Genomic DNA, 26,052 nt, shown 5'->3' with positions numbered 1-26,052 from the left:
CAGTAGGTACAGCAAGCGTCTGATGAAAGAGGCGACTGCTTCATAAAAGGAAATGCAAAAAACAAAAGGAGTCAGTTTGAATCAATGAAGAAGACATGTCCTGAATGTGGATTTCAAGCAATAGAAGAAACACCTGTTTGTCCCAATTGCGGGTTCCAATGGAACCAGGCAAAGGAGAATGAACTGGAACCAACATCTGACTCTTCCGTTACGCCAGAAGAGCCACAGAATAAAAATGATGATATTCGCTGGTCAGACTTTAAAAACGTCCCGATCGGAAAAATGGAGGAGCGCTTAGGTGATCGGCCATCCTCAAATGAAGAAACGATCGACCTCGCGCAGCAAGGGACTTTTTCCGATGAGCAACATGTAACCCCCACATCAGCCTCTAAGAAAGAAGCTGAGGAAAAAACGGAAGTAGAAAGTTCTAGCGCAACGCAAGAGCATGCGACATCAGCCAGTGAGGAAGCAAGTGAAACCGATGCATTAAGTACGGAGGAACAGCATGACGCTGATATTTTGGCTGCTTATATCCGCCAACACAAACTTGATGAAGAAGAAAAAGCCGCTGCTCTAGAAGCAGAAGCCGCCACTGATGATTTGTCTGCTACTGAAGAAGAAAGTCAGGAACAAGCCAGTGAGGAACCTCTACTGATAAGCGAAGATGAACCAGTGACGGATCCAGTCATTGAAGAAGCGAAGAAGCAGCCAGAACCAGTGATCGATCCAATTCCTGAGCCGATCACCGCAGCGGATGAAGCACCGAAAAAGGCGACTACTGAAGAAAAAACGTCGACGCCTAGCGAAAAAAAGAAGAGTCCTCGCAAAGCACTCTATATTACAGCGGCTTGTTTATTAGTGGCAGCTGGTGGCGGTTGGGCGTATTACTATCAACAGCAGCAACAAGAAACAGCCCGAGAAACGCAACTGGCGCAGGAAAACCGTACACTCGATCAAATTGAAAATGAGCTGAATGATTTTTATACAAATGATGAACGAGTGTTCATTAAAAACGACAAAACATCAGAACAGCTGACGGCTGTGACGAATCAGTTGGCAGAGTTTCAAGACCATGAACGGTACGATGCCTTGTCACAAGAAGCTGCGACGATCGCTGACAAACTAGCAACTTTGACCGAGATCAACAGCTATTTTAGCAGTCCTGCCGTTGTGGAAGATCAATTGGAAGAAGTCTCATTGAAAGAAGCGGCTGCCGTCACAATGGCGAAGCGTGAGAACGGGGATGCCTTTGATGAGTTGATCAATCAAGCCATCGACATGGGACAAAAAGAGTTCAGTGCGATCGAGGAAGTTCAAAATGCGGTGAAGAGCATGGTGGCTTTAAGTGGTGATGGTGAAGCACCTGAAAGTGTCACCCGTGAGAACTACAATGCCTTGATGAAAAAAGTCCAAGCTTTACCGATCGATTCATTGGTGGAAAGTCTCACTGCTGATCTGCGCAAAGTCGATACTGCGTTGACGAAGCGTGAAACCGCTACGCAAGAAGCAGCGGCACAACAACAAGCGGCCCAAGAAGCAGCACAAGCGGCGGCTTCTGAGAACAACGCTTCCGCTTCGAGCGGCGGTTCTACAAGCGCTGCGACGCCTGCACAAAGCACGTCTGAAGAAGAGTATGTGCTTTCGCCAAATACGCCAACAAATACCAATAATCAGCCAATTATTCCAGCCCGTCAAAGTGATTTGAATGATGTAAACAATAGCGCTTGGGTGTGGGCAGATGGTGTCCAAGAAAAAATCATTGCCACAGCGATTGCCCGTGGTTACGTGGTTGATGGTGGTTATACTTTTGAACGCGTGCGGATCGTCAACGGCGAAGGCTATTACAATTTTTATGCGACAAATGCCCAAGGCAGCTTGCTTAAAGGAACGGATGATTCAGCGTTCCCGCTATACTTATTTACGGTAAACGCCAAAACTGGCTATTTCAGAGGCAATGGGAACGATCATACCGTTCGCTAAGTCTCCTGAGTCACTAGAAAACTTTCAGAGTTATTACATGCACATGTGAAAAATACTTGTTTCCCCTCCCTGTTTTCGATATGATGAAAGATAATCGTTCAAACAGGGAGGGTTTTTTGTGCAGAAAATAGAAAGATATGATCGCTTTGAAGATGGGGTCATTGCTTGTGTACCAACGATTCTTGGGTACTTAGGGATTGGTTTTGCGATGGGGGTCGTAGGAAAAGGTGTTGGGTTGTCGATTCTTGAAATTATTTTAATGTCTATTATTGTCTATGCAGGCAGTGCTCAATTTATTATTTGTGCATTACTCGCGATTCAAGCACCTTTCATGACGATCGTCGCAACCGTCTTTTTAGTGAATTTACGACATTTCTTAATGAGCTTATCAGTGGCTTCCTATTTTAAAAAGACTCCTTTGCTTTCTGCTATTGGGATTGGGACGCTTTTGACTGATGAGTCCTATGGCGTTTTGACGACGGCACTGCAACAAGACAAACCAGTCACAGCGAAATGGACCCATGGGTTGAACGTGATGGCGTATTTGAGTTGGATCTTCGCAACCTTTTTGGGCGGACTATTAGGCTCGTTTATTCCAGATCCAGAAGCGTTAGGCTTAGATTTTGCCTTGGTAGCCATGTTTGTTGGTCTTTTTTTATTTCAAGTAGGGCGACCCCTCAAGAAGAAAACCCAGCAAACGCTCTTAGTACTCGGGTCAGTTGTGGGGACATTGATTTTATTTATGCGTTTTTCTACTGCTGAGATCGCGGTAATTGCTGCGACCTTGGCAGGATGTTTGGTTGGGACGGTGACACATCATGACTAATTTTGTTATACTAATGCTAGCATGTGGGTTGGTTACTTGGATTCCGCGGATCGTTCCTTTTTTATTTTCTAAAAAGCTCGTATTTCAGAAACCTTTCACCATCTTTTTGAGTTACTTGCCGTTGTGTATTTTGGCGGCATTGTTGGTTCAAAATTTGCTGATCTTTCGAGAAGGGCAATTTCCCATCTTGAAAGTCAAAGAAACTATTGCCTGTATCCCAGCATTGTTGGTGGGGTATTATACAAAAGATTTGATGAAGATCGTTATCACAGGCGTTATTGCTATGGCACTGCTGCGTTTCTTTTTCTAGCAACGGGCAGTTTTTATGAAGAAGGAGAGAATAGATGAAAGACTTATTAGCATCCGTATTTAGCGGATTGATCATTGATGAAAATGAACAGAATTATTTTGTTCAAAAAGGCGGGGTTACCTTCCGACTAGCCAAGGAAGAAGGCGAACATCATTTAGGTGAAGCCGTCGAAGGGTTTGGCTATCAAAACCAAAAGCAAGAAAATGTACTCACTACGAATATTCCGAAAAGCCGCAAAGGGCATTATGCCTTTGGTACAGTCACAGGAAGCCGTCGCGACTTAGGCGTTTTCGTCGATATCGGTTTAAAAGACAAGGACATGGTGGTTTCATTAGATGAATTGCCAACAATGCGGGAACTTTGGCCCAAAAAAGGCGATCGTTTGATGGTCAGCTTGCGCGTCGACGACAAAGAGCGTATATGGGCTTCGTTAGCAGATGAGAAAATCTTCAAGGCACTGAGTAAGAATGGTACGGAACAGATGAAGAATCAAGATGTTACAGGTACCGTGTATCGCTTAAAACTAGCGGGAACCTACTTATTGACGGATGATTTTTATATTGGCTTCGTCCACCCATCAGAGCGCTATCAAGAGCCGCGTCTTGGGGAAGTTGTCAAAGGACGAGTGATTGGGGTTCGTCCAGATGGGGTCTTGAACCTTTCGTTGAAACCAAGAGCTCACGAGGCGATTTCAAATGATGCCGCCATGGTCCTAACCTTTTTAGAACGAGCACCAGAAAATAAAATTCCTTTTACCGATAAATCAGCACCAGAAGAGATTTTACAAACGTTTGGTATTAGTAAAGGCCAATTTAAACGGGCGTTAGGAACCTTGATGAAACAGCGTTTGATTGAGCAAAAAGATGGCTTTACGATTCTTGTTAAAAAACCTAATTGAGAATACTTGTTTCTTTTGCTGTTCTAATTTATAATGATTACAATGTTTGTCTTGGGTGATTCTCACTCAAATTAGAATCGTTATAAATTAGCGGCATACGGAGGCAACTATGAACACAACAGCAGCGTTAAAAAAGACCAAGAAACAATTGCACGAGTCGGGGTTCAAATTAACTCCTCAGCGAGAAGCGACGTTGTTGGTCTTATTAGAAAATGAGAAAGATCATTTATCCGCCGAAGAGATTTTCTTCTTTGTGCGCAAAAAAAATTCTGAGATTGGCTTAGCAACCGTCTATCGAACATTGGAGATTTTGACGGATTTGAAAATCGTCGATAAAGTCAGTTTTAATGACGGTGTCGCTCGTTATGACCTACGTAAAGAAGGCGCCAAACATTTCCATCATCACTTGTTGTGTTTGGAATGCGGCAATATCGAAGAGGTTGAAGAGGATCTGTTGGGCACAGTCGAAGAGATCGTCGAACAAAAGTACCATTTTTTAGTAAAGGATCATCGGTTGACATTTCATGGTGTCTGCCAAAAATGCCAAAACAAAGCCTAGTGTCTGTAGCTGGGTAATTTGAAAAAAATTTGTTATCACCCGAATGATAGTCAGATGGTTTCGATAGGAAGAGTGCTCTTTTTTCCAATTTGAAAGAAACCAAAATATCTGCTATGATTCGGGTGTTTCCTTGGGCAAAAGATACGGGTAGATGCCTCTTTTTTGTTGGCAAGCTACTATCTAAACGAGCCAGAATTTGATATGATAAAAAAGCTGAAAGTAGAGGAAGCCCCATGAACGAACAAATTACTGATTATCTTCATTATTTGACCATTGAGCGCGGGCTATCCCAAAATACCCGTGCCAGCTACCAGCGGGATCTGCAACAGTATCTTGCGTTTTTACAAAAAAAACAAGTGACGCAGTGGCAACAGATCGACCGAGTGATCGTTTTGTCTTTTTTGCAAAGTTTGCAAGAGGCGGGAAAATCCTCGGCAACCGTGATTCGGATGGTTTCCAGTTTGCGAAGATTCCATCAATATTTGCGTCAAGAACGGTTGACAGATCATGATCCGATGCAACATATTGATTCGCCGAAAAAACAGCAGAAGCTACCTGACACTTTGAGTTTGCAGGAAGTGGAGCGCTTGATCGAAACACCAGATACTCGAGCGGTGTTGGGCATTCGCGATCGAGCGATTTTGGAAGTGATGTATGCGACAGGTTTGCGCGTCAGCGAGTTGATCGGTTTGAAATTGAATGATTTGCATTTAAGTATGGGCTTGTTGCAAACAACCGGGAAAGGCGACAAAGAACGGATCGTCCCATTAGGGGATCTAGCGATTCAATGGATCGAAACGTATCTCAGCGATGCACGTCCGTATTTGACGAGAAAAACACCGGATGAAAGCCACCTGTTTGTAAACAACCATGGCACACAGCTGTCTCGTCAAGGAATCTGGAAAAATTTAAAAGCCTTGGTTCGACAAGCTGGGATCACCAAAAATGTGACTCCCCATACGTTGCGCCATAGTTTTGCGACTCATCTATTAGAAAACGGCGCAGATCTGCGAACGGTTCAAGAGCTGTTAGGACACGCAGATATCTCGACCACTCAGATTTACACGCATATAACGAAGAAACGGATGACGGAAGTGTACAAGCAGCACTTTCCGCGCGCCTAGAAATCGAGGATGGAATGGAAGAAATCAAAATAAAATTAGCTGTCTTTGAAGGACCGTTGGATTTGCTGCTTCATTTGATCAAAAAACTGGAAATCGATGTTTATGACATTCCAGTTGCAACCATCACCGAACAATACATGCAGTATATCCATGCCATGAAAATTTTAGAATTAGAAGTCGCTGGTGAATATTTAGTCATGGCGGCAACTCTGATGGCGATCAAAAGCCAGATGCTGTTACCGAAACAAGAGCTGATTGCTGAAGTGGAAGAGTACGAAGAAGATCCACGGGATATGCTGGTGGCACAGCTGCTAGAATACCGCAAATTTAAGTATGCAGCCGAGCAGCTTTCCGAAAAAGCGGAAGAGCGAAGTTTGTATTATACGAAAGATCCGATGGATGTCGATGAATACAAAGAGGAAGAAGATCAGTTAAGAGCCAATCAATTCAATACGATCGATCTCTTTTTGGCTTTTCAAAAAATGATCGAGAAAAAGAAAAATCGCCAAGTACTAGAAACCAAAATTTCTCCTGATGAAAGCACCATCGATGAAAAGATGGCGGCGATTCAGCTGGAGATGCAACATGTCAGTGCCAAAAAAGGCCGCAGCTTTGATTCGTTTTTTACGACCTACAATAAAACAGAAGTTGTGGTAACGTTTATGGCACTATTAGAATTAATGAAAAAAGGAACGATTCGAGTAGAGCAAACAGACAATTATGCGTCGATTCTGCTCTATCCAACAGGTAAAGAAGATGAGTAAATATAGTGAATTAGAAGCGATCTTATTCGTCGTCGGTGATGAGGGGATCGGACTTGAAGAATTGAGTTACTTAGTCAAAAGCAATACTGCCAGTGTCTATCAGCATTTGCAGGAACTAAATCAGCAATATGAAGAAAATGAACATACTGCGTTGCATATTCTTGAAGTGGGCAATCATTTCATTTTGACCACCAAGAAACAATTTGCCCCTTTATTGAAGAAATATGCTGAATCACCGATGGGCAGCTCGTTGTCTCAGGCCGCTTTAGAAACGTTGTCGATCATTGCTTACAAGCAGCCGATCACTCGGATGGAAGTAGAAGAGATCCGCGGCGTCCAATCTAGCGGATCGGTTCAAAAATTGGTGGCAAAACGACTGATTGAAGAAAAAGGCCGCGTTGACGGACCAGGACGAGCGATCCTATATGGTACGACGGAATACTTTATGGATTATTTTGGCTTAAAAAGTTTGGCTGAATTACCCGATATCCAATCCATGGAAGATGAACTTGAAGAAGATGCACCGTTTGATCTTTTTTACGACCGCTACAAACAAGCAGAAACAGAAGGAGAATGAAGATGGAACGTTTGCAAAAAGTGATTGCCCATGCTGGCATCACCTCAAGAAGAAAAGCTGAAGGATTGATAACCGAAGGCCGAGTGCGTGTCAACGGGCAAGTGATCAAAGAATTAGGGGTCCAAGTTAGCTCAAAAGATGTTGTTGAAGTCGATGGTGTACCAATCGAACAAGAACAACACGTCTATTATCTATTCTACAAACCTCGTGGTGTGATCTCAGCTGTAACGGATGATAAAAAGCGCAAAGTCGTTTTGGATTATTTTGCTGAAGTTCCTGAACGGGTGTATCCCGTCGGGCGCTTGGACTATGATACCTCTGGTTTGTTATTGCTGACAAATGACGGGGAACTGTCACAGACACTGATGCATCCGAAACACGAAGTCGACAAAGTGTACGTTGCCAAAGTCAAAGGGATTGCGGATAAAAAGCAGCTGCTCCCATTGACAAAAGGGATTCGGATCGAAGGTCGTAAGACGGCACCTGCTCGCTTTGAGATCTTGTCGACAGACCAAACAGCGCAATCTAGTATTGTGCAATTGACGATCCACGAAGGACGCAACCATCAAGTCAAAAATATGTTAAAAGCAGTTGGTTTGCCTGTGCAAAAATTAAAACGGGAAAATTATGGTCCGTTAGATTTGAAAGGTCTTCGTCCAGGGGAATATCGAGAATTGTCGAAGAAGGAAGTCAGCCAGCTGAAAAACAGTGCAAAATAATTGAAAAGTATCTGAAAACGTAACTATTGTTAATTTTTAGATTTTGTGTATAATAGAACATGTAATAAATAGAATAAAGGTTCGTCTTCAGGGGCAGGGTGCAATTCCCGACCGGTGGTTATAGTCCACGACCTATTTCTTCGGAAATAGCTGAATCGGTGAAATTCCGATACCGACAGTACAGTCTGGATAAAGAAGATAGAGCGTATTTGATTTGCTTATGGCTATTTCGAATACCCTCTTTTTTCCCTGTGGAAAAAAGAGGGTATTTTTTGTCTGGCGCCGACAAGAAAGCCGAGGAAATTTAATAGGTTCGTTTGAAGAGGAATCCTGAATTTAGGAGGATTTATACTGATGAACAACAAAACAAGAAAAATGGTGACGATCGCCATGTGTGCTGCTATGGGAACAATTTTGCAATTTATCGCTTTTCCGATTTTCCCAGCATTCAGCTTTTTAAAGATCGATTTTAGTGATATTCCCATGATGATCATGATGTTTTTATTTGGTCCTTGGAGCGGGGGATTGACTGCTTTCATTCGTTCGGTGCTGCATTTGTTCTTATCTGGTTTTTCACCTGCTGATATGGTGGGGGATACGGCAAGCTTTTTAGCATCATGTGCCTTTACTTTGCCAATGTACTACTTTTTCCGCAAAGGTATTCACACCAAAAACAAAATGGTTGGTGTCATCAGCGGTATCTTGTCGGTAACGATTTTTATGAGTGTGGCGAACCTATTTGTGATCACACCGCTTTACCTGCGCTTTTTCGGGGTCACAGCCGATCAATTTTTAGGAATGTCTTTGCCGCAATATGTGGCGATCGGGATCTTACCTTTCAATTTGGTCAAAGGCGCAATCGTCAGTGCCGTCTTTTTAGCACTTCACGCCAAACTGCTGCCATGGTTGGCTCGTAAGCAGCCCCATCATTCTGCTATAGGAAAATAAAAAAATGAGCCGACTTGCTGTTGCAGACGAAAGGTCTGTCAATGGCAAGTCGGCTTTTTTTATTTTTCCATGATAATCGCACGGGTAGGGCATTTGCGATAAGCAGTTTTGACTTTTTCTTGTTGGTCTTCTATGATAAACTGTTGCCGAGCATTTGGTTCTTGGGCAAATAAAACGATCCCGTCTTCATCATAATCGAAGATCTCGGGGGCATAGATCGCACATAGGCCACAAGCAATGCAGCGCTCAGGAATAATTTTACAGCGTTGTGACATTTTTTAGTCCTTTCTGGAGGGGAAATATGGATTCTTTTATTTTAGCGCTGTTTTCTGATACTGACAAGCTGCGCCCATCAACACTTTATCAAATTCTCATTGGTAAGCGTACTAGCTCTGTCTTGAGTTATGCCTTTTTTTATGATCGCTTAGGTCTCTTTCAATCGTTGCCCCAGTTGAATGAGAAAGCGTATCAACAGACGCTCGCTGACTTGATCCAACGAGGGGCTCTAAGTCGAGATTCAGATGGTCTGCTGCTCAAAACGACCGCTAGAAACAGCCAGCAGCCAGGTGAACGATTGTTGCGTTATGCGAATTACTTTCGTTATGGACGAACGACGGAGGAGGCTTGGCGTTTTGTTCGGCTGCTGGTTCAAGCAGCTGCGTATCAAGGCGTGACCAATCAGTATATTCCCGTTGAAAACACGCCACTCTATACAGAACCTGTCCGTCAGCTGATCCGTCACAATCCTGACATCAAAACGTGCCTGTATCAAGAGCTATCAGCAATTTTTGACCAGCTTCCCGCAGAAATGGCAGATTTTTTAGCGGGCACCTTATCTGGTCCAGATATTCTAGGGCAGGCGTTTTTTCAGCTTTTACCAGAAAATGTTCAAAGTAAGCCTTGGGACACTCTTTATGTAGGAGCTTCGATCCATCAATTTTTAACCTTGATCGAAAAAACGCCCCAGACGATCCTGTTTCGAGGATTGTCGCCTTTTCTAAAGAGAAATTTAAACCAAAGCATGGTGGAAAGCCGAGCATTGTTTTTGCGAGGCGATTCTGTCGAGCAGATTATGGAAAAAAGAAGGATCAAACGAGGAACTGTTAATGATCATTTGATTGAGTGGGCATTGCTTGATCCCACGTTTCCTTTTCAGCGCTTTGATACAGCGTTGTTGAAAAAGCTGCCAGAAGCTTCTTGGAAAAATAGCTATCAAGAATTACAGGCGCTTCTTACGACTGATTTTTTGACGATTCGTTTGTTACAGATTGCTCAGAAGCGGGGGATTCGATGTTAGAAGATGCACTGAATCAGTATTTTGGTTTCAAAACATTCCGCCAAGGACAAAAAGAAGTCATCGAAAGTGTTTTAGCACAGCAAGATACGTTAGCGATTCTACCTACTGGGAATGGCAAAAGTCTGTGCTATCAGCTGCCAGGGTACCTAGTAGACGGGATCGTGATCATTATCTCGCCGTTAGTCTCTTTGATGGAAGATCAAGTCTACGGCTTACAAAAGCAAGGGGAAAAACACGCGATTGCGTTTAATAGTCAATTGGACCTTGCTGATCGCCAGTATGTGATGCAGCATTTGCAGAAGTACAAGTTTTTGTTTTTAAGTCCAGAAATGATCGTACAAGAAGCTGTTTTGCATCAATTGGAACAGGTTAAGATCGCCATGCTCGTGGTGGATGAAGCCCATTGTGTTTCGCAATGGGGCATTGATTTTCGACCAGAGTACTTGCAGCTTGGTGAAGTAAAGAAACGCTTGAAGGCACCCGTCACATTAGCCTTGACGGCTACTGCAACAGCACAAGTGGAAGCAGACATACGGCAAGTATTATTAGCAAAGAACGCCAATGTCTACCGTTATTCGATGAACCGCAGCAATATCGGCTTGTTCGTAGAGCAAACGACAGACAAAGATGCGGCATTAGCAGACTATCTCAGCCGCTTAGGCGGGGCTGGGATCATCTACTGTTCCACAAGAAGCAAAGTCGAAGAAGTCTATAACAAACTGCGTCAGCGCTATTTGGTAGGCTATTATCATGGTGGTCTCGCGAGTGATCAAAGAAAAACGTTGCAGCAGCAGTTTTCTCAGAATAAATTAAAATTACTCGTTGCTACCAATGCCTTTGGGATGGGGATCAATAAGGAAGATATTCGCTTTGTGATCCATTATGATCTACCTGATTCGTTAGAGAATTACAGTCAAGAAATCGGGCGAGCTGGTCGTGATGGCAAACAAAGCAATGCGATTTTGCTTTATCAGGAACATGATGAGCAGATCCATTACTTCTTTCAGCGAGAAAATAAAGAAGAACGCCTTGCTTTAGAACGAATGGTTCAGGAGAAGAGGAAAGAACCCTTGACACCGTTGCAAGAAAAGTGGCAGCAAAAAATGAAAGAGTTGGGGACTTCCTTTTGGCTGGAAACATTAAAACGCAATGAACAGCAAAAACAAGAACAATTACAGAAAATGTTGGCTTATATTCATTTTACAGGTTGTCGCCGACAATTTTTACTGGCGCATTTCGGAGAGGAAGCCCAGGAGAATCCTTATTGTTGCGACAATGACGGGATCGAAATAGCGGGTGAAGAACAGCTGCCCGAGAAAAAGGAAGCCCATCATTGGCAGGAACGTTTAATAAAAATTTTTAAAGATATAAATTGAATCGTATTTTGTAGGACAGTTTTTATTTACCTATGGTATAATACATCGGAAGGAAACTAGGAGGGAATACGAGTGAGCAAGAAAGACAATGACTACAATTCAGAAAATCAAGAACCGTGGGAACAACCAATCTATGATACAGAATACGATGATTCTGCATCAAGATCCCAACAAAGAAAACAAAAGCGTGGGAATTCACTCTTTTTGACGATCGTTTTAGTTTTGCTTTTCTTGATCGTGGCAATTCCGGTTGGTGCCGGTATTTGGGTATTGAACCATAACAATGATGCCCCAACCACAGCAAGTTCGAGCAGTACTGTAGAAAGTACGACAGAGTCTTCAACAACCGAATCATCAACGACGGAATCATCCACTACGGAATCGACAAGTGAAACGAGTTCGTCAACAAGTGAATCAAGTTCTTCATCAAGTAGCAGTAGTTCTGCACCAGCTTCAACGACGCCATCAAGTAGTGAACCGGCGCAACAAGAAAACAATGCGGGACAAGAGAATACGCAAACTGATCAAGGTCAAGGCGCAACTGGTACCGAGGAATACACGACAGTCCAAGCTGGCGAAGGTCCTGAACAAGTGGCAGCCCGTACAGGCATCTCAGTTGAAACCCTATATCAATTAAATGGGATTGATCCAAACAACTACATGCTTTACCCTGGCGACACCTTACGAATTAAATAAAAAACCGCTTTGGCGGTTTTTTTTCTTGAAAGAAAGAAGCCAAGGTGGGCGATAAGCAGAAACGATGAAGGAATACACATCGTTGGGAAACGAGGAGTAAGAAAAATGAAAAAAATCAACATCGCTATTGATGGTCCTGCGTCATCTGGGAAAAGCACAGTGGCAAAAATCATCGCGAATGACCTGGGATTTATTTATACGGATACTGGTGCCATGTATCGAAGCATCACGTATTTAGCTTTAAAAACGGGCTGTTCACTTGAAGATGAAGCGGCGATCGCTGCTTTGATCGATCAATACCCCATCACTTTTGAACCGACTGAACACGGTCAAGAGGTCTTTGCAGGAGGAGAGCAAGTCACCGAAGCGATCCGTCAGCCAGAAGTAACCAACGCAGTTTCGAAGGTGTCGGCATACCCTGCGATCCGCGAAAAACTCGTCCAACAACAGCAGATGATCGCTAAAGATGGCGGTGTCGTGATGGATGGCCGCGATATTGGTACGGCGGTTTTACCACAAGCAGAAGTCAAGATTTTTCTGGTAGCAAGTGTGGAAGAACGCGCACAGCGCCGTTTTAAAGAAAATCAGCAAAAAGGGATCAAAACCGATTATGAGACGTTGAAAGAAGAGATCCAGCAAAGAGATTATCTGGATTCTCACAGAGAAGTCTCCCCTTTGAAACAAGCGGAGGATGCGGTTCGAATCGATACGTCTGGTTTAACGATCGAGCAAGTCGTCAAAGCAATCAAAAAAAACATCAAAGAAAAAATTGATTAACAAAAACAATGGGTGTTCCCCATTGTTTTTTTATTTTTCGAAACCAAAAGATGAAAGTGAGTAAGAAAACAGAGGTGAAAAGACTTTTTTAACGAAAAAACCGTAGTTTTTTAGGAAAATAAGAGAAATCGCTTTATTTTTTTTTCATTCTATTTTAAACTAAAAGATGTAGTGCAATTATTGCAGAATTGTTGGTTAGGAGGACATGAGAGATGACAGAATTTGAAAATAATCAGGTTGAGAGTGGAAATGAATCAATGGAAGCCGCTTTAGACAATTTCCAAGAAGTAAAAGTTGGAGATATCGTTAAAGGTGAGGTATTGGCCATTGAGGATAAACAAGCGATCGTAGGGATCGAAGGCGCCGGCGTTGAAGGCGTTGTTCCTGCAAAAGAATTATCAACTTTACCTGTTGAAGACATCAACGAAGCAGTCAAAGTTGGGGATGTCTTAGAATTGGTTGTGATTTCAGCAATTGGTAAAGACAAAGAAAACGGCAGCTATCTCCTTTCTAAACGTCGCTTAGACGCGAAAAAAGTTTGGGAAGATATCGAAAAAGATTTCCAAGAAGGAAAAATCATTGAAGCACCAGTCACCAACGTCGTTAAGGGCGGGTTAGTGGTTGATGTAGGTGTTCGTGGGTTTGTCCCAGCATCAATGGTCGAAGACCATTTTGTTGCGGATTTCGAAGATTACAAAGGGAAAACATTGACCTTCAAAATCGTTGAGATCGAGCCTTCAGAAAACCGTTTGATCCTTTCTCATAAAGCAGTTGTCGAAGCAGAAAAAGCAAAACAAAAAGAAGCTTTATTAGCTGATTTATATGAAGGACAAGAAGTAGAAGGAAAAGTAGCGCGTTTGACCGACTTTGGTGCCTTCGTAGACCTTGGCGGCATCGATGGACTTGTCCATGTCTCTGAAATTTCTCATGGACATGTTGGCAAACCGAGTGATGTTTTATCTGTTGGCGATACCGTCAATGTGCGTATCTTATCTGTTGATGCAGACAAAGAACGTGTGTCACTTTCGATCAAAGACACATTGCCTGGACCGTGGACCAATATTGAAGAGCAAGCGGCTGTTGGCAGTGTCTTGACGGGGACTGTTAAACGCTTGACAAGCTTCGGTGCGTTTGTGGAAGTCTTCCCAGGTGTTGAAGGGCTGATCCATATTTCACAAATCTCCCATAAACACATTGCGACACCACATGAAGTCTTACAAGAAGGTGATGAAGTGCAAGTGAAAGTGCTTGAAGTGAACCCTTCAGAACACCGAATCGCATTAAGTATCAAAGCATTAGAAAAAGCCGAAAACACCAACGAAACACAAGAGGTTTCAGAGGACGACTATCAATTGCCAGAAGAATCAACTGGTTTTACTATGGGTGATATCTTAGGTGATGCCTTAAAAGACAGCGACGAAGAGTAATTGTATGCCATCAGCTTATAACGATTCGATGTTTGAATTTGTTATAAGCTGGTTTTTTGTTTGCCAGGAAAGCTTGCAACTTTCCATGGCTTTAGGTAAACTAAGTAAGATTGAATACAAGAAGCAGCGTACAAGGACTGCTTTTTTAAATGGAGGGTAAAAAATGTCAAATCCAACAATAGCGATCGTTGGACGTCCGAATGTGGGGAAATCGACCATTTTCAACCGGATAGCTGGAGAACGAATTTCGATCGTTGAGGATACTCCAGGAGTGACCAGAGATCGTATTTATGCCACTGGTGAATGGCTAGGCCGTGAGTTTAGCGTAATCGATACAGGTGGGATCGATTTAAGTGATGAGCCGTTTATGGATCAAATCAAGCATCAAGCAGAAATCGCCATCGATGAAGCAGATGTCATTGTTTTTATTACGAGTGCTCGTGAAGGAGTAACCGATGCTGATGAGCTTGTGGCTCGTTTGCTGTACAAAAGCAACAAACCCGTGATTTTAGCCGTCAACAAAGTTGATAATCCCGAGATGCGTACCGACATCTATGAATTTTATGGTTTGGGTCTAGGCGATCCATACCCAATCTCAGGAAGTCATGGATTAGGGATCGGGGATGTTCTTGATGAAGCAGTCAAACACTTCACCATTGAAGCAGAAGAAGAAGATGATTCCATCATCAAGTTTAGTTTGATTGGTCGACCAAATGTCGGTAAATCCTCTTTGATCAATGCAATTCTTGGGGAAGAGCGAGTGATCGTTTCTGATATCGAAGGAACGACTCGTGATGCGATCGATACCCATTTTACCAGCGAAAGCGGTCAAGAGTTTACCATGATCGATACCGCCGGCATGCGTAAAAAAGGGAAGGTCTACGAGTCTACTGAAAAATACAGTGTCATGCGGGCGATGCGGGCCATTGAACGCTCAGACGTCGTCTTGATGGTCTTGAACGCTGAAGAAGGGATTCGCGAGCAAGACAAACGGATCGCTGGCTATGCCCATGAAGCAGGCCGTGGAATCATTATTGTTGTCAATAAATGGGATACTTTGAAAAAAGAAACGAATACGATGCGTGATTTTGAAGAAGAAATCAGAGACGAATTCCAATATTTGGATTACGCGCCAATCATTTTTGTTTCCGCAGTGACGAAACAGCGCTTGAATAAGCTGCCGCAATTGATTGAAGAAGTCAGCATGAATCAAAACATGCGTATTCCATCTGCGTTGTTGAATGACGTCATTATGGACGCTGTGGCGATCAACCCAACCCCAACAGACAAAGGCAAACGTTTGAAGATTTTTTATGCGACGCAAGTAGCTGTCAAACCGCCAACTTTTGTTATTTTTGTCAACGAAGAAGAACTGATGCATTTCTCTTATGCACGTTTCTTAGAAAATCAAATCCGCAAGGCATTCACTTTTGAAGGAACGCCGATTCGGATCATTCCTCGCAGAAGAAAATAGAGATTTTATCATACTTTGTTTCTTTTTACAAAGAAATCTGTCCTTTTCTAGAAAAATGGGAAAAAACCAAAAAAAAACCCCCTAAAAACGTTAAAATCCTTGATATTACAAGGTTCTTATGATAACGTTATATCAGAATATTGATGGTAATCAATATTTGACAAAAACCTTGGACCACTCAAGATTTTTGTTGATGCATGACATCAAAAAAAATATCAGGAGGTGAAACCATCCATGGCAAATAAAGCAGAATTAATCGAAAAAGTTGCAGCAGCTACTGACTTAACTAAGAAAGACGCAACTGCAGCAGTAGACGCTGTATTCTCAACAATTCAAGACGCTTTAGCTAACGGTGAAAAAGTTCAATTGATCGGCTTTGGTAACTTTGAAGTTCGTTCTCGTGCAGAACGCAAAGGACGCAACCCACAAACTGGTGAAGAAATCAAGATCCCTGCTAGCAAAGTACCTGCATTCAAACCAGGTAAAGCTCTTAAAGACGCAGTGAAATAATTGAGTCTTGTAGAAACCCTTGAGTAATCAAGGGTTTTTTCTTTTGTCTAACTAGGGACTGCCACCATGCAGGCGGATCGAATGGGAAAAGAAACGGTTATTATTGTCAGAAAATTCAAAAATATATTTTGTTTTTCTTTTGGTCTAAAAAAAACAAGGGTTGCGGGCACACTTTAATTCTCAAGCAAGAATAAAGGTGATTTAAAAGTCATTTTTATCAAAAGAAGCAAGCGATTAAATGACATCTAATGTGAGGAAGGGTTCCTTGGAATTGTCATTATTGAAAAAAAATTCAGAAAATTCGTTGACAAGTGTTTTTGCAAAGGGTATATTGGTAAACAATTACAAGAACGTTACTATTTCTAATGAAGGAGCCATTTTCTATGCGCAATTTTAATCAATATTTATTAGTCATTATTATTGATACCAGGACTTAGAACACGGAAGCAAAAATTATCCGTTTGTTTGAGTCCTATTTGCGTAAGTAAAATGGGATTCTGGCAAAGCATCCCAGTTTTTTATAACCGGGATGCTTTTTTTTATTCCAAAATGCAGGAGATGATGAGTGTGAGAAGTGATCAGATTAAAAAAGGGATCGATGCAGCGCCAGCTAGGAGTCTGCTCTATGCCACAGGACAAGTAAAAAATATCCATGACATGAACAAGCCATTTATTGCGATATGTAATTCCTATATCGATATTGTGCCTGGACATGTGCATTTACGGGAGTTAGCAGATATCGCTAAGGAAGCGATTCGTGAAGCTGGCGGCATCCCTTTTGAGTTCAATACGATCGGTGTGGATGATGGCATTGCGATGGGCCATATTGGTATGCGTTATTCGCTACCCAGCCGAGAATTGATCGCTGATTCCGCAGAAACCGTGATCAATGCTCACTGGTTTGACGGCGTATTTTATATCCCGAATTGCGACAAGATCACTCCTGGCATGATTTTAGCAGCGATGCGGACGAACGTACCGGGGATCTTTTGTTCTGGCGGTCCGATGAAAGCCGGTATTGATCCACGGGGCCACCAGATAACCTTGTCTTCCATGTTTGAAGCCGTGGGGACTTACAAGACTGGCAACATGACGAAAGAAGACTTTGAATTTATGGAGCAAAATGCCTGTCCGACTTGCGGTTCCTGTGCAGGGATGTTTACTGCCAATTCAATGAACTGTCTCTTAGAGATCTTAGGATTGGCAATGCCAGGCAATGGTACGATTCTTGCCGTGTCTGAAGAACGACGAGAACTAGTTAGACAAGCCGCCTTTAAGTTGATGGATCTTGTTGAAAAACAAGTGAAACCTCGAGACATCGTGACCAAAGAAGCTATTGATGATGCCTTCGCTTTAGACATGGCGATGGGGGGGTCCACCAACACAGTGTTGCATACCTTAGCGATCGCCAATGAAGCTGAGATCGATTATGACTTAAGACGGGTCAATGAAATCGCTAAAAGAGTGCCTTATCTCTCAAAAATCGCGCCATCATCAGCCTATTCGATGCACGATGTTCATGAAGCTGGCGGCGTTTCGGCAATCATAAGGGAGCTTTGTGATATCGAGGGAGCGATACATCCTGATCGACCGACTGTCACAGGCAAGACGTTACGAGAAAATGTCGCTGAAGCGAAGATCCACAACGAAGAAGTTATTCATCCCAAAGAAAACCCGTATAGTCCTGTGGGTGGTCTATCGATCTTGTACGGTAATATCGCCCCAGAAGGCAGTGTCATCAAGGTCGGTGGGGTCGATCCAAGTGTCCAAGTGTTCAAAGGCAAAGCGATCTGTTTTGATTCACATGATGAAGCAGTTGCTGCCATCGACAATCATACCGTACAAAAAGGACATGTTGTAGTGATCCGCTATGAGGGACCAAAAGGAGGACCAGGTATGCCAGAAATGTTGGCGCCTACCTCAAGCATCGTTGGACGTGGGTTAGGCAAAGATGTCGCCTTGATCACCGATGGTCGCTTTTCAGGAGCGACCCGAGGAATCGCCGTTGGCCATATTTCGCCAGAAGCCGCTGCAGGCGGTCCATTAGGCCTTGTCAACGATGGCGATGAAATCATTATCGATTTACCAAATCGAACGCTGAATCTGCAAGTATCTGATGAAGAGCTTGCCCAGCGTGCGCAAGAACGACCGAAGTTTCGTTCAAAAGTGAAAAAAGGATGGCTTGCACGTTATACCGCTTTAGTGACTTCTGCCAATACGGGCGGGATTATGCGAGTACCTGATGAGGAGGAGTAGCAATGGAAAATATCGAGTATCAAGCATCGCATCTAAGGACTGGCGCACAAGTATTAGTGGACAGCTTACAAGAGCAAGGCGTCGAAATGATCTTTGGCTATCCGGGCGGCGCCGTCCTGCCGTTATATGATCAATTATATGATGCAGCGATTCCGAATATTTTGACGCGTCACGAGCAAGGCGCGATCCACGCCGCTGAAGGCTATGCCAAAGCTACTGGCAATGTTGGGGTCGTTTTAGTGACGAGCGGACCAGGTGCTACAAATGTCGTCACGGGCATTGCCGATGCTATGAGTGATTCCGTACCATTGGTAGTTATCACAGGGCAAGTGGCGGTACCAGGAATTGGCAAAGATGCCTTCCAAGAGGCGGATATTCTGGGTATCACGTTGCCGATCACGAAGCACAACTACCAAGTCCGCTGTGTCGATGAGCTGCCAAAAGTGATCGCTGAAGCCTTCCATATCGCTTCCACAGGGCGAAAAGGACCGGTTGTCATCGACCTTCCGAAAGATATTACATTACAAGAAACCGCTGAAACCTGCTCATTGCCGATCACAAGGAAAAGTTATCAGCCGACGGCAGAGCCATCCCGTCTGCAAATCGAAAAACTGATGCAAGTCTTGGAAAAAGCTCAGCGACCAGTGGTACTGGCGGGTGCAGGCGTGATCGCTGCTGAAGCTGCAGCTGAACTAAATGCATTTATTGCCAAGTACAAGTTGCCGACAGTGACAACGTTGCTTGGCTTAGGCTTACTGCCAAGTGATCATCAATTTTTCTTAGGCATGGGCGGTATGCATGGCACCTATGCGGCGAACATGGCTTTATCAGAAGCCGATTTGATTATCAATATCGGCTCTCGCTTCGATGATCGCCTAGCAACGGCCGGCAGTCAGTTCGGCAAGCAGGCGATCGTTGCTCATATCGATATTGACCCAGTGGAGATCGGCAAGATCGTAACGACAAAGATCCCAGTCGTCGGCGATGCCAAGGCTGCTTTGCAGCAAATGCTGCGATACCCACCAACAAGAGGAACCTGGACGACTTGGTTGGATCTATGCCAAAAACGGAAAAAGGAAAAACCTTATCGCTATGATCGCACTCAGACACAAGAGATCAAACCACAAAAAGTCATCGAAGAAGTAGGGCGTTTGACCAAAGGAGAGGCTTACGTCATCACCGATGTTGGTCAGCATCAAATGTGGGTCGCGCAGTATTATCCTTTTCGCTTTCCCAAACAATTGATCACCAGTGGCGGACTAGGGACGATGGGCTATGGCATCCCTGCAGGAATCGGCGTTCAATTTGCTCATCCAGAAAAAATGGTCGTGGTGTTCGTTGGCGATGGTGGATTTCAAATGACGAACCAAGAATTTGCGATTTTGAATGAGTATGGCTTGAATGTCAAATTTGTGTTATTGAACAACTGCTCTTTAGGAATGGTTCGCCAATGGCAAGAAACATTCCATGGCAAGCGGCGCTCTGCCTCCGTTTTTGCGCAGCAGCCTGATTTTGTCAAACTGGCACAGGCTTATGGCATTGAAGGCTGTCGGATCAATGCCCCAGAGCAACTGGTTGATCAATTGGCAGCAGCTTTTTCTCAAGCAGGGCCGCAGCTGATCGAAGTAATGGTCTCACCATCTGAGCATGTGCTGCCGATGATCCCACCGGGGAAAGCCAATCATGAAATGATGGGGGTCTAAGGGGATGAAACGGGTATTAGCAGCAATCGTCCATAATGAAGCAGGTGTTTTGAGCCGTATCACGAGTGTCTTGAACCGTCGTCAAGTCAATATCGAGAGTATCTCTGTCGGTACGACAGAACGACCAGAGTTTTCACGTATGACGATCATTGTCAACGTGAACGATTTGGCAGAAACAGAACAAGTGACTAAGCATCTGAACAAGCAGATCGATGTCTTGAAGGTTTCTGATATTACAGAAGTTCCTCATATCGAACGGGAGCTGGTGCTGATCAAAGTCAATGCGCCAACCACAAGCCGTTCGGAGATCCAAGCAGTGATCGATCCATTTCGAGCACACATTGTCGATGTGGCACTAAAAACAATCGTTGTGCAAGTTGCTGGCGATACGAAAAAGGTAGAAGCGTGCATCGAGGTTTTACGTCCATACGGCATCAAACAATTGGCACGGACGGGTGTCACTGGCTTTACAAGAGGGTAAGTGCAATTTTGAATTGCTTAAAATAAAGAAAGAATTCGGAGGAAACAAGTATGGTAAAAGTATATTACAACGAGGAAGTTACAGATAATTTAGGAGACAAGAAGATTGCGATCGTCGGCTACGGCTCTCAAGGGCACGCTCATGCGCAAAATTTACGGGACACAGGTCATGAAGTCTTTATCGGCATTCGTGAAGGAAAATCAGCGGAAGCCGCAAGAAACGATGGATTTGAGGTTTTCCCAGTAGCCGAAGCCGTTCAAAAAGCGGATGTAGTCATGATCTTGGCACCCGATGAGATCCAAGGATCGTTGTATAAAAATGAGATTGAACCGAATCTTTCTGCGGGCAATGCATTAGCATTTGCTCATGGTTTCAATATTCATTTTGATGTGATCGCGCCACCAAAAGAGGTGGATGTTTTTCTAGTTGCGCCAAAAGGACCAGGTCATTTGGTGCGTCGAACCTTTACCGAAGGGTTTGCGGTACCAGCCTTGTTTGCAGTTTATCAAGATGCGACTGGTAACGCACAAGCAACGGCTTTATCCTATGCAAAAGGCATTGGTGCCACACGGGTCGGCGTTTTGGAAACGACCTTTAAAGAAGAGACCGAAACCGATCTTTTCGGTGAGCAAGCCGTACTTTGTGGCGGTTTGACCAGTATGATCGAAGCGGGCTTTGAAACATTGGTAGAAGCGGGGTACCAACCGGAATTGGCTTATTTTGAAGTTTGTCATGAATTGAAACTGATCGTTGATTTGATTTATGAAGGAGGCTTCAAAAAAATGCGCCATTCGATCTCGAATACGGCTGAGTATGGTGACTACGTTTCTGGTGCTCGGGTGATCACTGCACAAGCCAAAGAAAACATGAAAGCCGTATTGACAGACATCCAAAACGGCCAATTTGCGAAAGGATTCATTGAAGACAATCAAAACGGCTTCCCTGAATTCCATAAAATGCGTGAGGAAAACGGCAATCATCAAATTGAAAAAGTCGGCAGCGAGTTACGGAAAATGATGCCGTTTGTTGCGAAAGATTAGGAGGGACGCGTTTGTTGGTGACAGTTTCTGCAATCGAACAAGCCTACGAGCGACTGCGGGGAGCAGTTAGTCATACGCCGCTGCAGTATGATCGCTTTTTATCTGAGAAGTATCAAGCGACGGTCTTGTTGAAGCGAGAGGACTTGCAAAAAGTCCGCTCCTTCAAATTACGCGGTGCCTACTATGCGATCACCCAGGCAGATCCTGAACTGACTCGTCGTGGCGTCGTCTGTGCCAGTGCCGGAAACCATGCGCAAGGTGTTGCTTATACCTGTCAAGAACAGCAGATCCGAGCGGTTATTTTCATGCCGACAACGACGCCACAGCAAAAAATCGCGCAAGTCCTCTTTTTCGGTGGAGATTATGTCAAAATCGAATTGGTGGGAGATACGTTTGATGCGGCAGCCCAAGCGGCTAAACACTTTGCAAAAGAACAGCAAATGGCTTTCATTGCTCCCTTTGACGACCCTAATATTATCGCAGGACAAGGAACCGTTGCTGTGGAGATGCTGGCGGATGCTGAAAAAAAACAAGTAACGATCGATCTGGTCGTGGCAGCGATTGGCGGGGGCGGCTTGATCAGCGGAACCGCAGCCTATTTGAAAGAAAAGCAACCGAAGATAAAAGTTGTTGGAGCAGAACCTGTAGGGGCAGCCTCGATGCAAGCAGCCTTTGATCATCAAGGACCAGTGGCACTGGAGCATATTGAAACCTTTGTGGATGGTGCAGCGGTCAAACAAGTCGGAGCTCAAACCTATGCCCATGCCAAACGCTACGTGGATCAATTGGTAGCTGTGGAAGAAGGCGCAATCTGTCAAACGATTCTGGAATTGTACAGCAAGCAAGCGATCGTCGCTGAACCAGCTGGTGCCTTGAGTGTGGCAGCTTTGGATCTGATCAAAGAGCAAATCAAAGGCAAAACAGTCGTCTGTATTGTGAGTGGCGGTAACAATGATAGTTCCCGTATGGCAGAGATCGAAGAGAAATCACTGATCTATCAAGGATTGAAACATTATTTTATCGTCAATTTCCCACAACGTCCCGGTGCGTTGAAGGAATTTGTTAGCCATGTATTAGGTCCCGATGATGATATCACTAGGTTTGAATATACAAAAAAAATCAATCGTGGAACAGGACCAGTAATGCTGGGAATCTTGTTGAAACACAAAAAAGATCTCCCCGCATTACTGTCACGAATTGAACAGTTTGACAAAAACTATATTAACCTTCAGCAAAATCAATCACTCTACTCACTTTTGGTTTAAGAAAAAACATGATTTTCCTTTGGAAGAAGAGGAAATCATGTTTTTTGCTTTTTATCGAATCATTGAACCAATCACAGGAAAATACTTCCTAATCATTAGCGATTTAGTAGGTGTTTAAGCTCCTTCTTGTTATAATAGGAAGTAGTAGCAAAGGAGTGAGCCGATGGAAGCTGTTTTTTTCCGAAATGAACAAGAAACCCAAATTTCTTATGGTGAAACACTAGCATCGGTCATGAGAGAACAGTCGATCGAGCCGCAGCAGGTGATCATTTTGACGAATCAGCGCTATTATGACCGCTTTTCAGAAAAATTGACCCGCCTGTTTTTGCCACGAGAGGTCAATTGGTATATTTGTACCAATCAAATGTATTGCAACAACTTTAGCGAGTTTAAAGCTGCAATGGATTTCTTCGGTCGCTTTTCAAAACAAGAGCCGCTGCTGATCGTCGGTTTTGGGAATGAAGGCGTGTTGGCATTGAGCAGTTTTATCCACGCGACGTCGGTTCTGACGACACAGCTTTGGCTGGTTCCCGTTTCCTTGCGGGCCTTAGCTAAAAGTGTGAAAGAAACAGCGATCGTTGTGAAAAAGCCAGATATCCCGATGCTGGAAAATCCTAATACACCCGAATTTGTTATTTACGATCAGACGATCGCAGAAAAACAGATCGATGGGAAATTGGTCGATTTTTTGACTCTGATTCGTTGTGGCGTGCTTGCCGATAGTGAGTTTTTAAAAGAGCTTTATCGAACCTATCCCAGTCATCAGGCGTTGATGAGACATTCGTTGGCTGCGTATACCGATCGGTTGATCCAACTATACCAGCAATCAGGCGGCGAATTGGAGGAGTTTGGCCAACTCTTTGCCGATGCTGCTTATCGAACGGAAAATGGGCACTTGCTGTCTGATGCGATGAAATTATTCTTTGGCTTTTTGTTTCATTTTATGTGGACCGTCCAGCAGCAGCAATTGACTGTCGATCTGCCCGTGTTCTGCCAATGGCTTGCCCGATTGGGTTTTCCTATCGAATTGCCCGAGTCTTTTTCATTAAGCGAATATTTCAGTCATGTACTGGAATTGCAGCAAAAAGAAAAAAAACTGTTATTTTTGGCAAAAGTTGGTACAATAGGGGGCAGAACGAAAATCGAGGAAAAAGATCTCGTCCAGACGATGGAGACTTATCAGCGATTAATCAATGAGATTCGAGGGGTTTAAATGGAAACATATAGTGAAAAAATGTTAAAAGCATTAGCCGCGGAAGAACTGGCTGAAGCACAATTAAATTTTACCGAAGCTCTGCAAAAAGATGATGATGAGACATTAGGCGCTTTAGGTGATGAACTATTGCAGATCGGCTTTTTGGAAGAGGCGAAAACGTTATTTGAAACCTTGCAGCAACGACATCCTGATAATGAAGCTTTGCTGCTTCCTTTAGCAGAAATTGCGATGGAAGAAGACCAGATCGAAACGGCTTTTGCCTATATTGATCAAATACCACCGACCAGTGAAGCGTATTTGCAAGCCTTGCTATTGAGTGCGGATCTTTACCAATTGATCGGTATCCCTGAAGTTAGTGAAGCCAAACTAAAAGAAGCGCAAAGCATTGTGCCAGATGAACCTTTGATACGGTTTGCCTTAGCTGAGTTAGCCTTTTCGACTGATCGCTATCAAGAAGCCGTTGACCTTTATCAAGGATTGCTGGAAGAAGAAATCACGGATATTTCGGGGATCTCGATCGTTGAACGGACTGGTACATCATTGAGTATGGCGGGCAAGTTTGAAGAGGCATTGGAATATTTTGAAGCAAGCCTAGAAGACGAACAGACCGATGAGCGTCTTTTTCAAACAGCTTTAGTCTATTTGCAGCTAAAAGAAAATGAACAAGCGATTCGCTACTTGCAGCAGTTGCGGGTCATGAATCCGCAATACCGTGCCTTGTATCTTTATCTTGCAGAAGCATTGCAAGAAGAAGAGCAGCTGGAAGAAGCGCAGCGTGTGATCGAAGAAGGGATTCATGAAGATCCATATCAAGTGGATTTCTATCATTTTGCTGCCGAGAATGCTTACCGACTTCATGACAGTGAAGCAGCAGAATCATTTTTACTAAAAGCATTGGAGACTGGTGACAAAGAAGATGATACGTTACTGACCTTAAGTAATTTATACTTGAATGAAGAGCGTTGGCAAGAAGCGATCTTGACCATCGAACGAATGGAAGACAATGAGCAGCCGCATGCCCTTTGGAATTTGGCGCAAGCGTATAATGCGCTGGAAGATTTTGACAAAGCAGCAAACTATTACGAAGAAGCCAATGCTGATTTGCACCATGAGCCAGCATTTATGAAAGAATATGGAATTTTCTTACGTGAAGAAGGGCGTTTACCTGAAGCACTTCATTTGCTGCAACATTATTTGGCGCATGAGCCAGGTGATTTAGAAGTACAGTCGATCGTGGAGGACTTATTAGAAAGATAGGTGAGAGAAATGAACATCAATGTACAAGAAAAGAAAAAGTTTCTTAATTGGTTAGTTTCGACCGTTTCCTTCAGCCGCCGAGAAGTCTCTTGGGTGTTAAACTATCTGGCGAACCATGAAGCGATCTTGACCAATGTTCATTTTGTAGAAGGGGCAGCCGCAGCCAAACGGGGCTTGAGTGTCCGCAGTACAGAAATTGGGGGCGAACCGTTTGTCTTGAGCATCGAAGGGCAGACCTTTTATGACATTGATCAGATTTTTCATGAGATTCGCATGAATTGGAAACAACCCTTGTATCTTGAATGTCTCTTCCCAGATTCTTGGTCGCAATCCTTTTATTTAGCAGTTTTAGAAGACAATCCTTATGAACGTTGGAACGACCACTTGGATCAAGAAATGACCCAACATGTTACTCAGTATCTTGAAAAAGAAGAAACAAAAACCAAAATCGATACCTTGTATCGGCAAATCGATCTAGCCTTGGAAAATGGGGATCGTGATGCCTTCTTAGAACTTTCCGATGAAGTAAATCGACACTTGCTCCAGCAAAAAGAAGAAAGCCGGTAACAAGC

Annotated in this window: 26 protein-coding genes and 1 riboswitch; of the genes, 25 read left to right on the top strand and 1 reads right to left on the bottom strand. The window is 43.7% G+C overall.

Annotation, left to right across the window (positions count from 1 at the left end; genetic code table 11):
- Positions 1–84 precede the first annotated feature (84 nt).
- From IGI72_RS12065 to IGI72_RS12020, 10 genes are all read left to right on the top strand, one after another.
- Positions 85–1,980, top strand: coding sequence for a cell division site-positioning protein MapZ family protein (locus IGI72_RS12065; RefSeq protein WP_438754335.1), 1,896 nt, complete (start codon positions 85–87; stop codon positions 1,978–1,980).
- A gap of 118 nt (positions 1,981–2,098) precedes the next feature.
- Positions 2,099–2,806 (top strand): AzlC family ABC transporter permease, encoded by a 708-nt coding sequence (locus tag IGI72_RS12060; RefSeq protein WP_438754333.1) that lies wholly within the window; start codon positions 2,099–2,101, stop codon positions 2,804–2,806.
- On the top strand, positions 2,799–3,116 hold the full coding sequence (locus IGI72_RS12055; protein WP_438754331.1) for an AzlD domain-containing protein: 318 nt from the start codon (positions 2,799–2,801) through the stop codon (positions 3,114–3,116). Before IGI72_RS12060 ends, IGI72_RS12055 begins: the two co-directional genes overlap by 8 nt.
- 34 nt (positions 3,117–3,150) lie before the next feature.
- Positions 3,151–4,014, top strand: coding sequence for a CvfB family protein (locus IGI72_RS12050; RefSeq protein ID WP_015510077.1), 864 nt, complete (start codon positions 3,151–3,153; stop codon positions 4,012–4,014).
- Positions 4,015–4,123: 109 nt separating this feature from the next.
- Positions 4,124–4,573 carry a ferric iron uptake transcriptional regulator gene (fur, locus tag IGI72_RS12045; protein WP_015510076.1) on the top strand — a complete coding sequence of 150 codons (450 nt, stop codon included), beginning with the start codon at positions 4,124–4,126 and terminating at the stop codon, positions 4,571–4,573.
- Positions 4,574–4,806: 233 nt separating this feature from the next.
- Positions 4,807–5,697, top strand: a complete 891-nt coding sequence (gene xerD, locus IGI72_RS12040; protein WP_438754329.1) for a site-specific tyrosine recombinase XerD — start codon at positions 4,807–4,809, stop codon at positions 5,695–5,697.
- A gap of 14 nt (positions 5,698–5,711) precedes the next feature.
- Positions 5,712–6,461: a segregation/condensation protein A gene (locus tag IGI72_RS12035; RefSeq protein WP_005229314.1), complete on the top strand. Its 750-nt coding sequence runs from the start codon at positions 5,712–5,714 to the stop codon at positions 6,459–6,461.
- A complete protein-coding gene (scpB, locus tag IGI72_RS12030; RefSeq protein WP_005229316.1) occupies positions 6,454–7,038 on the top strand; it encodes an SMC-Scp complex subunit ScpB in 585 nt (194 codons plus the stop codon). The genes IGI72_RS12035 and scpB overlap by 8 nt, the downstream gene beginning before the upstream one ends.
- 2 nt (positions 7,039–7,040) lie before the next feature.
- Positions 7,041–7,757 carry a pseudouridine synthase gene (locus IGI72_RS12025; RefSeq protein ID WP_060792339.1) on the top strand — a complete coding sequence of 239 codons (717 nt, stop codon included), beginning with the start codon at positions 7,041–7,043 and terminating at the stop codon, positions 7,755–7,757.
- Between the two features lie 79 nt (positions 7,758–7,836).
- Positions 7,837–7,961, top strand: a riboswitch (FMN riboswitch).
- A 150-nt stretch (positions 7,962–8,111) separates the two neighbouring features.
- The gene (locus IGI72_RS12020) at positions 8,112–8,705 is read left to right on the top strand and encodes an ECF transporter S component (RefSeq protein WP_438754327.1); all 594 of its coding nucleotides are present in this window, start codon (positions 8,112–8,114) and stop codon (positions 8,703–8,705) included.
- Positions 8,706–8,764: 59 nt separating this feature from the next.
- Here the strand turns inward: IGI72_RS12020 and IGI72_RS12015 are convergent, their stop codons facing one another.
- Complete coding sequence (locus tag IGI72_RS12015) at positions 8,765–8,980, bottom strand: ferredoxin (protein WP_005229322.1); 216 nt, start codon at positions 8,978–8,980, stop codon at positions 8,765–8,767.
- A 26-nt stretch (positions 8,981–9,006) separates the two neighbouring features.
- Between IGI72_RS12015 and IGI72_RS12010 the strand changes: the two genes are divergently transcribed.
- The 15 genes from IGI72_RS12010 (at position 9,007) to IGI72_RS11940 (ending at position 26,047) form a co-directional block, all read left to right on the top strand.
- The gene (locus IGI72_RS12010) at positions 9,007–10,002 is read left to right on the top strand and encodes a helix-turn-helix domain-containing protein (protein ID WP_438754325.1); all 996 of its coding nucleotides are present in this window, start codon (positions 9,007–9,009) and stop codon (positions 10,000–10,002) included.
- Positions 9,996–11,378 carry a RecQ family ATP-dependent DNA helicase gene (locus tag IGI72_RS12005; RefSeq protein WP_086338031.1) on the top strand — a complete coding sequence of 461 codons (1,383 nt, stop codon included), beginning with the start codon at positions 9,996–9,998 and terminating at the stop codon, positions 11,376–11,378. Before IGI72_RS12010 ends, IGI72_RS12005 begins: the two co-directional genes overlap by 7 nt.
- A gap of 72 nt (positions 11,379–11,450) precedes the next feature.
- Positions 11,451–12,074, top strand: coding sequence for a LysM peptidoglycan-binding domain-containing protein (locus tag IGI72_RS12000; RefSeq protein WP_015510072.1), 624 nt, complete (start codon positions 11,451–11,453; stop codon positions 12,072–12,074).
- Positions 12,075–12,179: 105 nt separating this feature from the next.
- Positions 12,180–12,851 (top strand): (d)CMP kinase, encoded by a 672-nt coding sequence (gene cmk / locus IGI72_RS11995; RefSeq protein WP_438754322.1) that lies wholly within the window; start codon positions 12,180–12,182, stop codon positions 12,849–12,851.
- A 212-nt stretch (positions 12,852–13,063) separates the two neighbouring features.
- On the top strand, positions 13,064–14,278 hold the full coding sequence (rpsA, locus tag IGI72_RS11990) for a 30S ribosomal protein S1 (protein ID WP_005229333.1): 1,215 nt from the start codon (positions 13,064–13,066) through the stop codon (positions 14,276–14,278).
- Between the two features lie 163 nt (positions 14,279–14,441).
- A complete protein-coding gene (gene der, locus IGI72_RS11985; RefSeq protein WP_438754320.1) occupies positions 14,442–15,752 on the top strand; it encodes a ribosome biogenesis GTPase Der in 1,311 nt (436 codons plus the stop codon).
- Positions 15,753–15,986: 234 nt separating this feature from the next.
- Complete coding sequence (locus tag IGI72_RS11980; RefSeq protein ID WP_003126821.1) at positions 15,987–16,262, top strand: HU family DNA-binding protein; 276 nt, start codon at positions 15,987–15,989, stop codon at positions 16,260–16,262.
- Positions 16,263–16,829: 567 nt separating this feature from the next.
- The gene (gene ilvD, locus IGI72_RS11975; RefSeq protein WP_015510070.1) at positions 16,830–18,518 is read left to right on the top strand and encodes a dihydroxy-acid dehydratase; all 1,689 of its coding nucleotides are present in this window, start codon (positions 16,830–16,832) and stop codon (positions 18,516–18,518) included.
- A gap of 2 nt (positions 18,519–18,520) precedes the next feature.
- On the top strand, positions 18,521–20,221 hold the full coding sequence (gene ilvB / locus IGI72_RS11970) for a biosynthetic-type acetolactate synthase large subunit (RefSeq protein ID WP_438754318.1): 1,701 nt from the start codon (positions 18,521–18,523) through the stop codon (positions 20,219–20,221).
- A gap of 4 nt (positions 20,222–20,225) precedes the next feature.
- The gene (ilvN, locus tag IGI72_RS11965) at positions 20,226–20,702 is read left to right on the top strand and encodes an acetolactate synthase small subunit (protein WP_005229349.1); all 477 of its coding nucleotides are present in this window, start codon (positions 20,226–20,228) and stop codon (positions 20,700–20,702) included.
- A gap of 50 nt (positions 20,703–20,752) precedes the next feature.
- Positions 20,753–21,742: a ketol-acid reductoisomerase gene (gene ilvC, locus IGI72_RS11960; RefSeq protein WP_005229350.1), complete on the top strand. Its 990-nt coding sequence runs from the start codon at positions 20,753–20,755 to the stop codon at positions 21,740–21,742.
- Positions 21,743–21,753: 11 nt separating this feature from the next.
- Positions 21,754–23,007, top strand: coding sequence for a threonine ammonia-lyase IlvA (ilvA, locus tag IGI72_RS11955; RefSeq protein WP_005229352.1), 1,254 nt, complete (start codon positions 21,754–21,756; stop codon positions 23,005–23,007).
- A gap of 163 nt (positions 23,008–23,170) precedes the next feature.
- Positions 23,171–24,220 carry a hypothetical protein gene (locus IGI72_RS11950; RefSeq protein WP_438754316.1) on the top strand — a complete coding sequence of 350 codons (1,050 nt, stop codon included), beginning with the start codon at positions 23,171–23,173 and terminating at the stop codon, positions 24,218–24,220.
- Complete coding sequence (locus tag IGI72_RS11945; protein WP_005229356.1) at positions 24,221–25,480, top strand: tetratricopeptide repeat protein; 1,260 nt, start codon at positions 24,221–24,223, stop codon at positions 25,478–25,480.
- Positions 25,481–25,489: 9 nt separating this feature from the next.
- Positions 25,490–26,047, top strand: coding sequence for a YpiB family protein (locus IGI72_RS11940; RefSeq protein WP_005229358.1), 558 nt, complete (start codon positions 25,490–25,492; stop codon positions 26,045–26,047).
- Positions 26,048–26,052: the final 5 nt, after the last annotated feature.

The organism is Enterococcus sp. DIV1059_2 (genome assembly GCF_051713685.1).
Lineage (GTDB): Bacteria > Bacillota > Bacilli > Lactobacillales > Enterococcaceae > Enterococcus_D > Enterococcus_D casseliflavus.
This window is presented reverse-complemented; position numbering and strand designations above follow the sequence as displayed.

Coding starts and splice junctions, on each gene's coding strand:
- IGI72_RS12065 (WP_438754335.1), top strand. CDS start 85: ATGAAGAAGACATGTCCTGAATGTGGATTTCAAGCAATAGAAGAAACA.
- IGI72_RS12055 (WP_438754331.1), top strand. CDS start 2,799: ATGACTAATTTTGTTATACTAATGCTAGCATGTGGGTTGGTTACTTGG.
- IGI72_RS12050 (WP_015510077.1), top strand. CDS start 3,151: ATGAAAGACTTATTAGCATCCGTATTTAGCGGATTGATCATTGATGAA.
- fur (WP_015510076.1), top strand. CDS start 4,124: ATGAACACAACAGCAGCGTTAAAAAAGACCAAGAAACAATTGCACGAG.
- xerD (WP_438754329.1), top strand. CDS start 4,807: ATGAACGAACAAATTACTGATTATCTTCATTATTTGACCATTGAGCGC.
- IGI72_RS12035 (WP_005229314.1), top strand. CDS start 5,712: ATGGAAGAAATCAAAATAAAATTAGCTGTCTTTGAAGGACCGTTGGAT.
- scpB (WP_005229316.1), top strand. CDS start 6,454: ATGAGTAAATATAGTGAATTAGAAGCGATCTTATTCGTCGTCGGTGAT.
- IGI72_RS12025 (WP_060792339.1), top strand. CDS start 7,041: ATGGAACGTTTGCAAAAAGTGATTGCCCATGCTGGCATCACCTCAAGA.
- IGI72_RS12020 (WP_438754327.1), top strand. CDS start 8,112: ATGAACAACAAAACAAGAAAAATGGTGACGATCGCCATGTGTGCTGCT.
- IGI72_RS12015 (WP_005229322.1), bottom strand. CDS start 8,980: ATGTCACAACGCTGTAAAATTATTCCTGAGCGCTGCATTGCTTGTGGC.
- IGI72_RS12010 (WP_438754325.1), top strand. CDS start 9,007: ATGGATTCTTTTATTTTAGCGCTGTTTTCTGATACTGACAAGCTGCGC.
- IGI72_RS12005 (WP_086338031.1), top strand. CDS start 9,996: ATGTTAGAAGATGCACTGAATCAGTATTTTGGTTTCAAAACATTCCGC.
- cmk (WP_438754322.1), top strand. CDS start 12,180: ATGAAAAAAATCAACATCGCTATTGATGGTCCTGCGTCATCTGGGAAA.
- rpsA (WP_005229333.1), top strand. CDS start 13,064: ATGACAGAATTTGAAAATAATCAGGTTGAGAGTGGAAATGAATCAATG.
- der (WP_438754320.1), top strand. CDS start 14,442: ATGTCAAATCCAACAATAGCGATCGTTGGACGTCCGAATGTGGGGAAA.
- IGI72_RS11980 (WP_003126821.1), top strand. CDS start 15,987: ATGGCAAATAAAGCAGAATTAATCGAAAAAGTTGCAGCAGCTACTGAC.
- ilvB (WP_438754318.1), top strand. CDS start 18,521: ATGGAAAATATCGAGTATCAAGCATCGCATCTAAGGACTGGCGCACAA.
- ilvN (WP_005229349.1), top strand. CDS start 20,226: ATGAAACGGGTATTAGCAGCAATCGTCCATAATGAAGCAGGTGTTTTG.
- ilvC (WP_005229350.1), top strand. CDS start 20,753: ATGGTAAAAGTATATTACAACGAGGAAGTTACAGATAATTTAGGAGAC.
- IGI72_RS11950 (WP_438754316.1), top strand. CDS start 23,171: ATGGAAGCTGTTTTTTTCCGAAATGAACAAGAAACCCAAATTTCTTAT.
- IGI72_RS11945 (WP_005229356.1), top strand. CDS start 24,221: ATGGAAACATATAGTGAAAAAATGTTAAAAGCATTAGCCGCGGAAGAA.
- IGI72_RS11940 (WP_005229358.1), top strand. CDS start 25,490: ATGAACATCAATGTACAAGAAAAGAAAAAGTTTCTTAATTGGTTAGTT.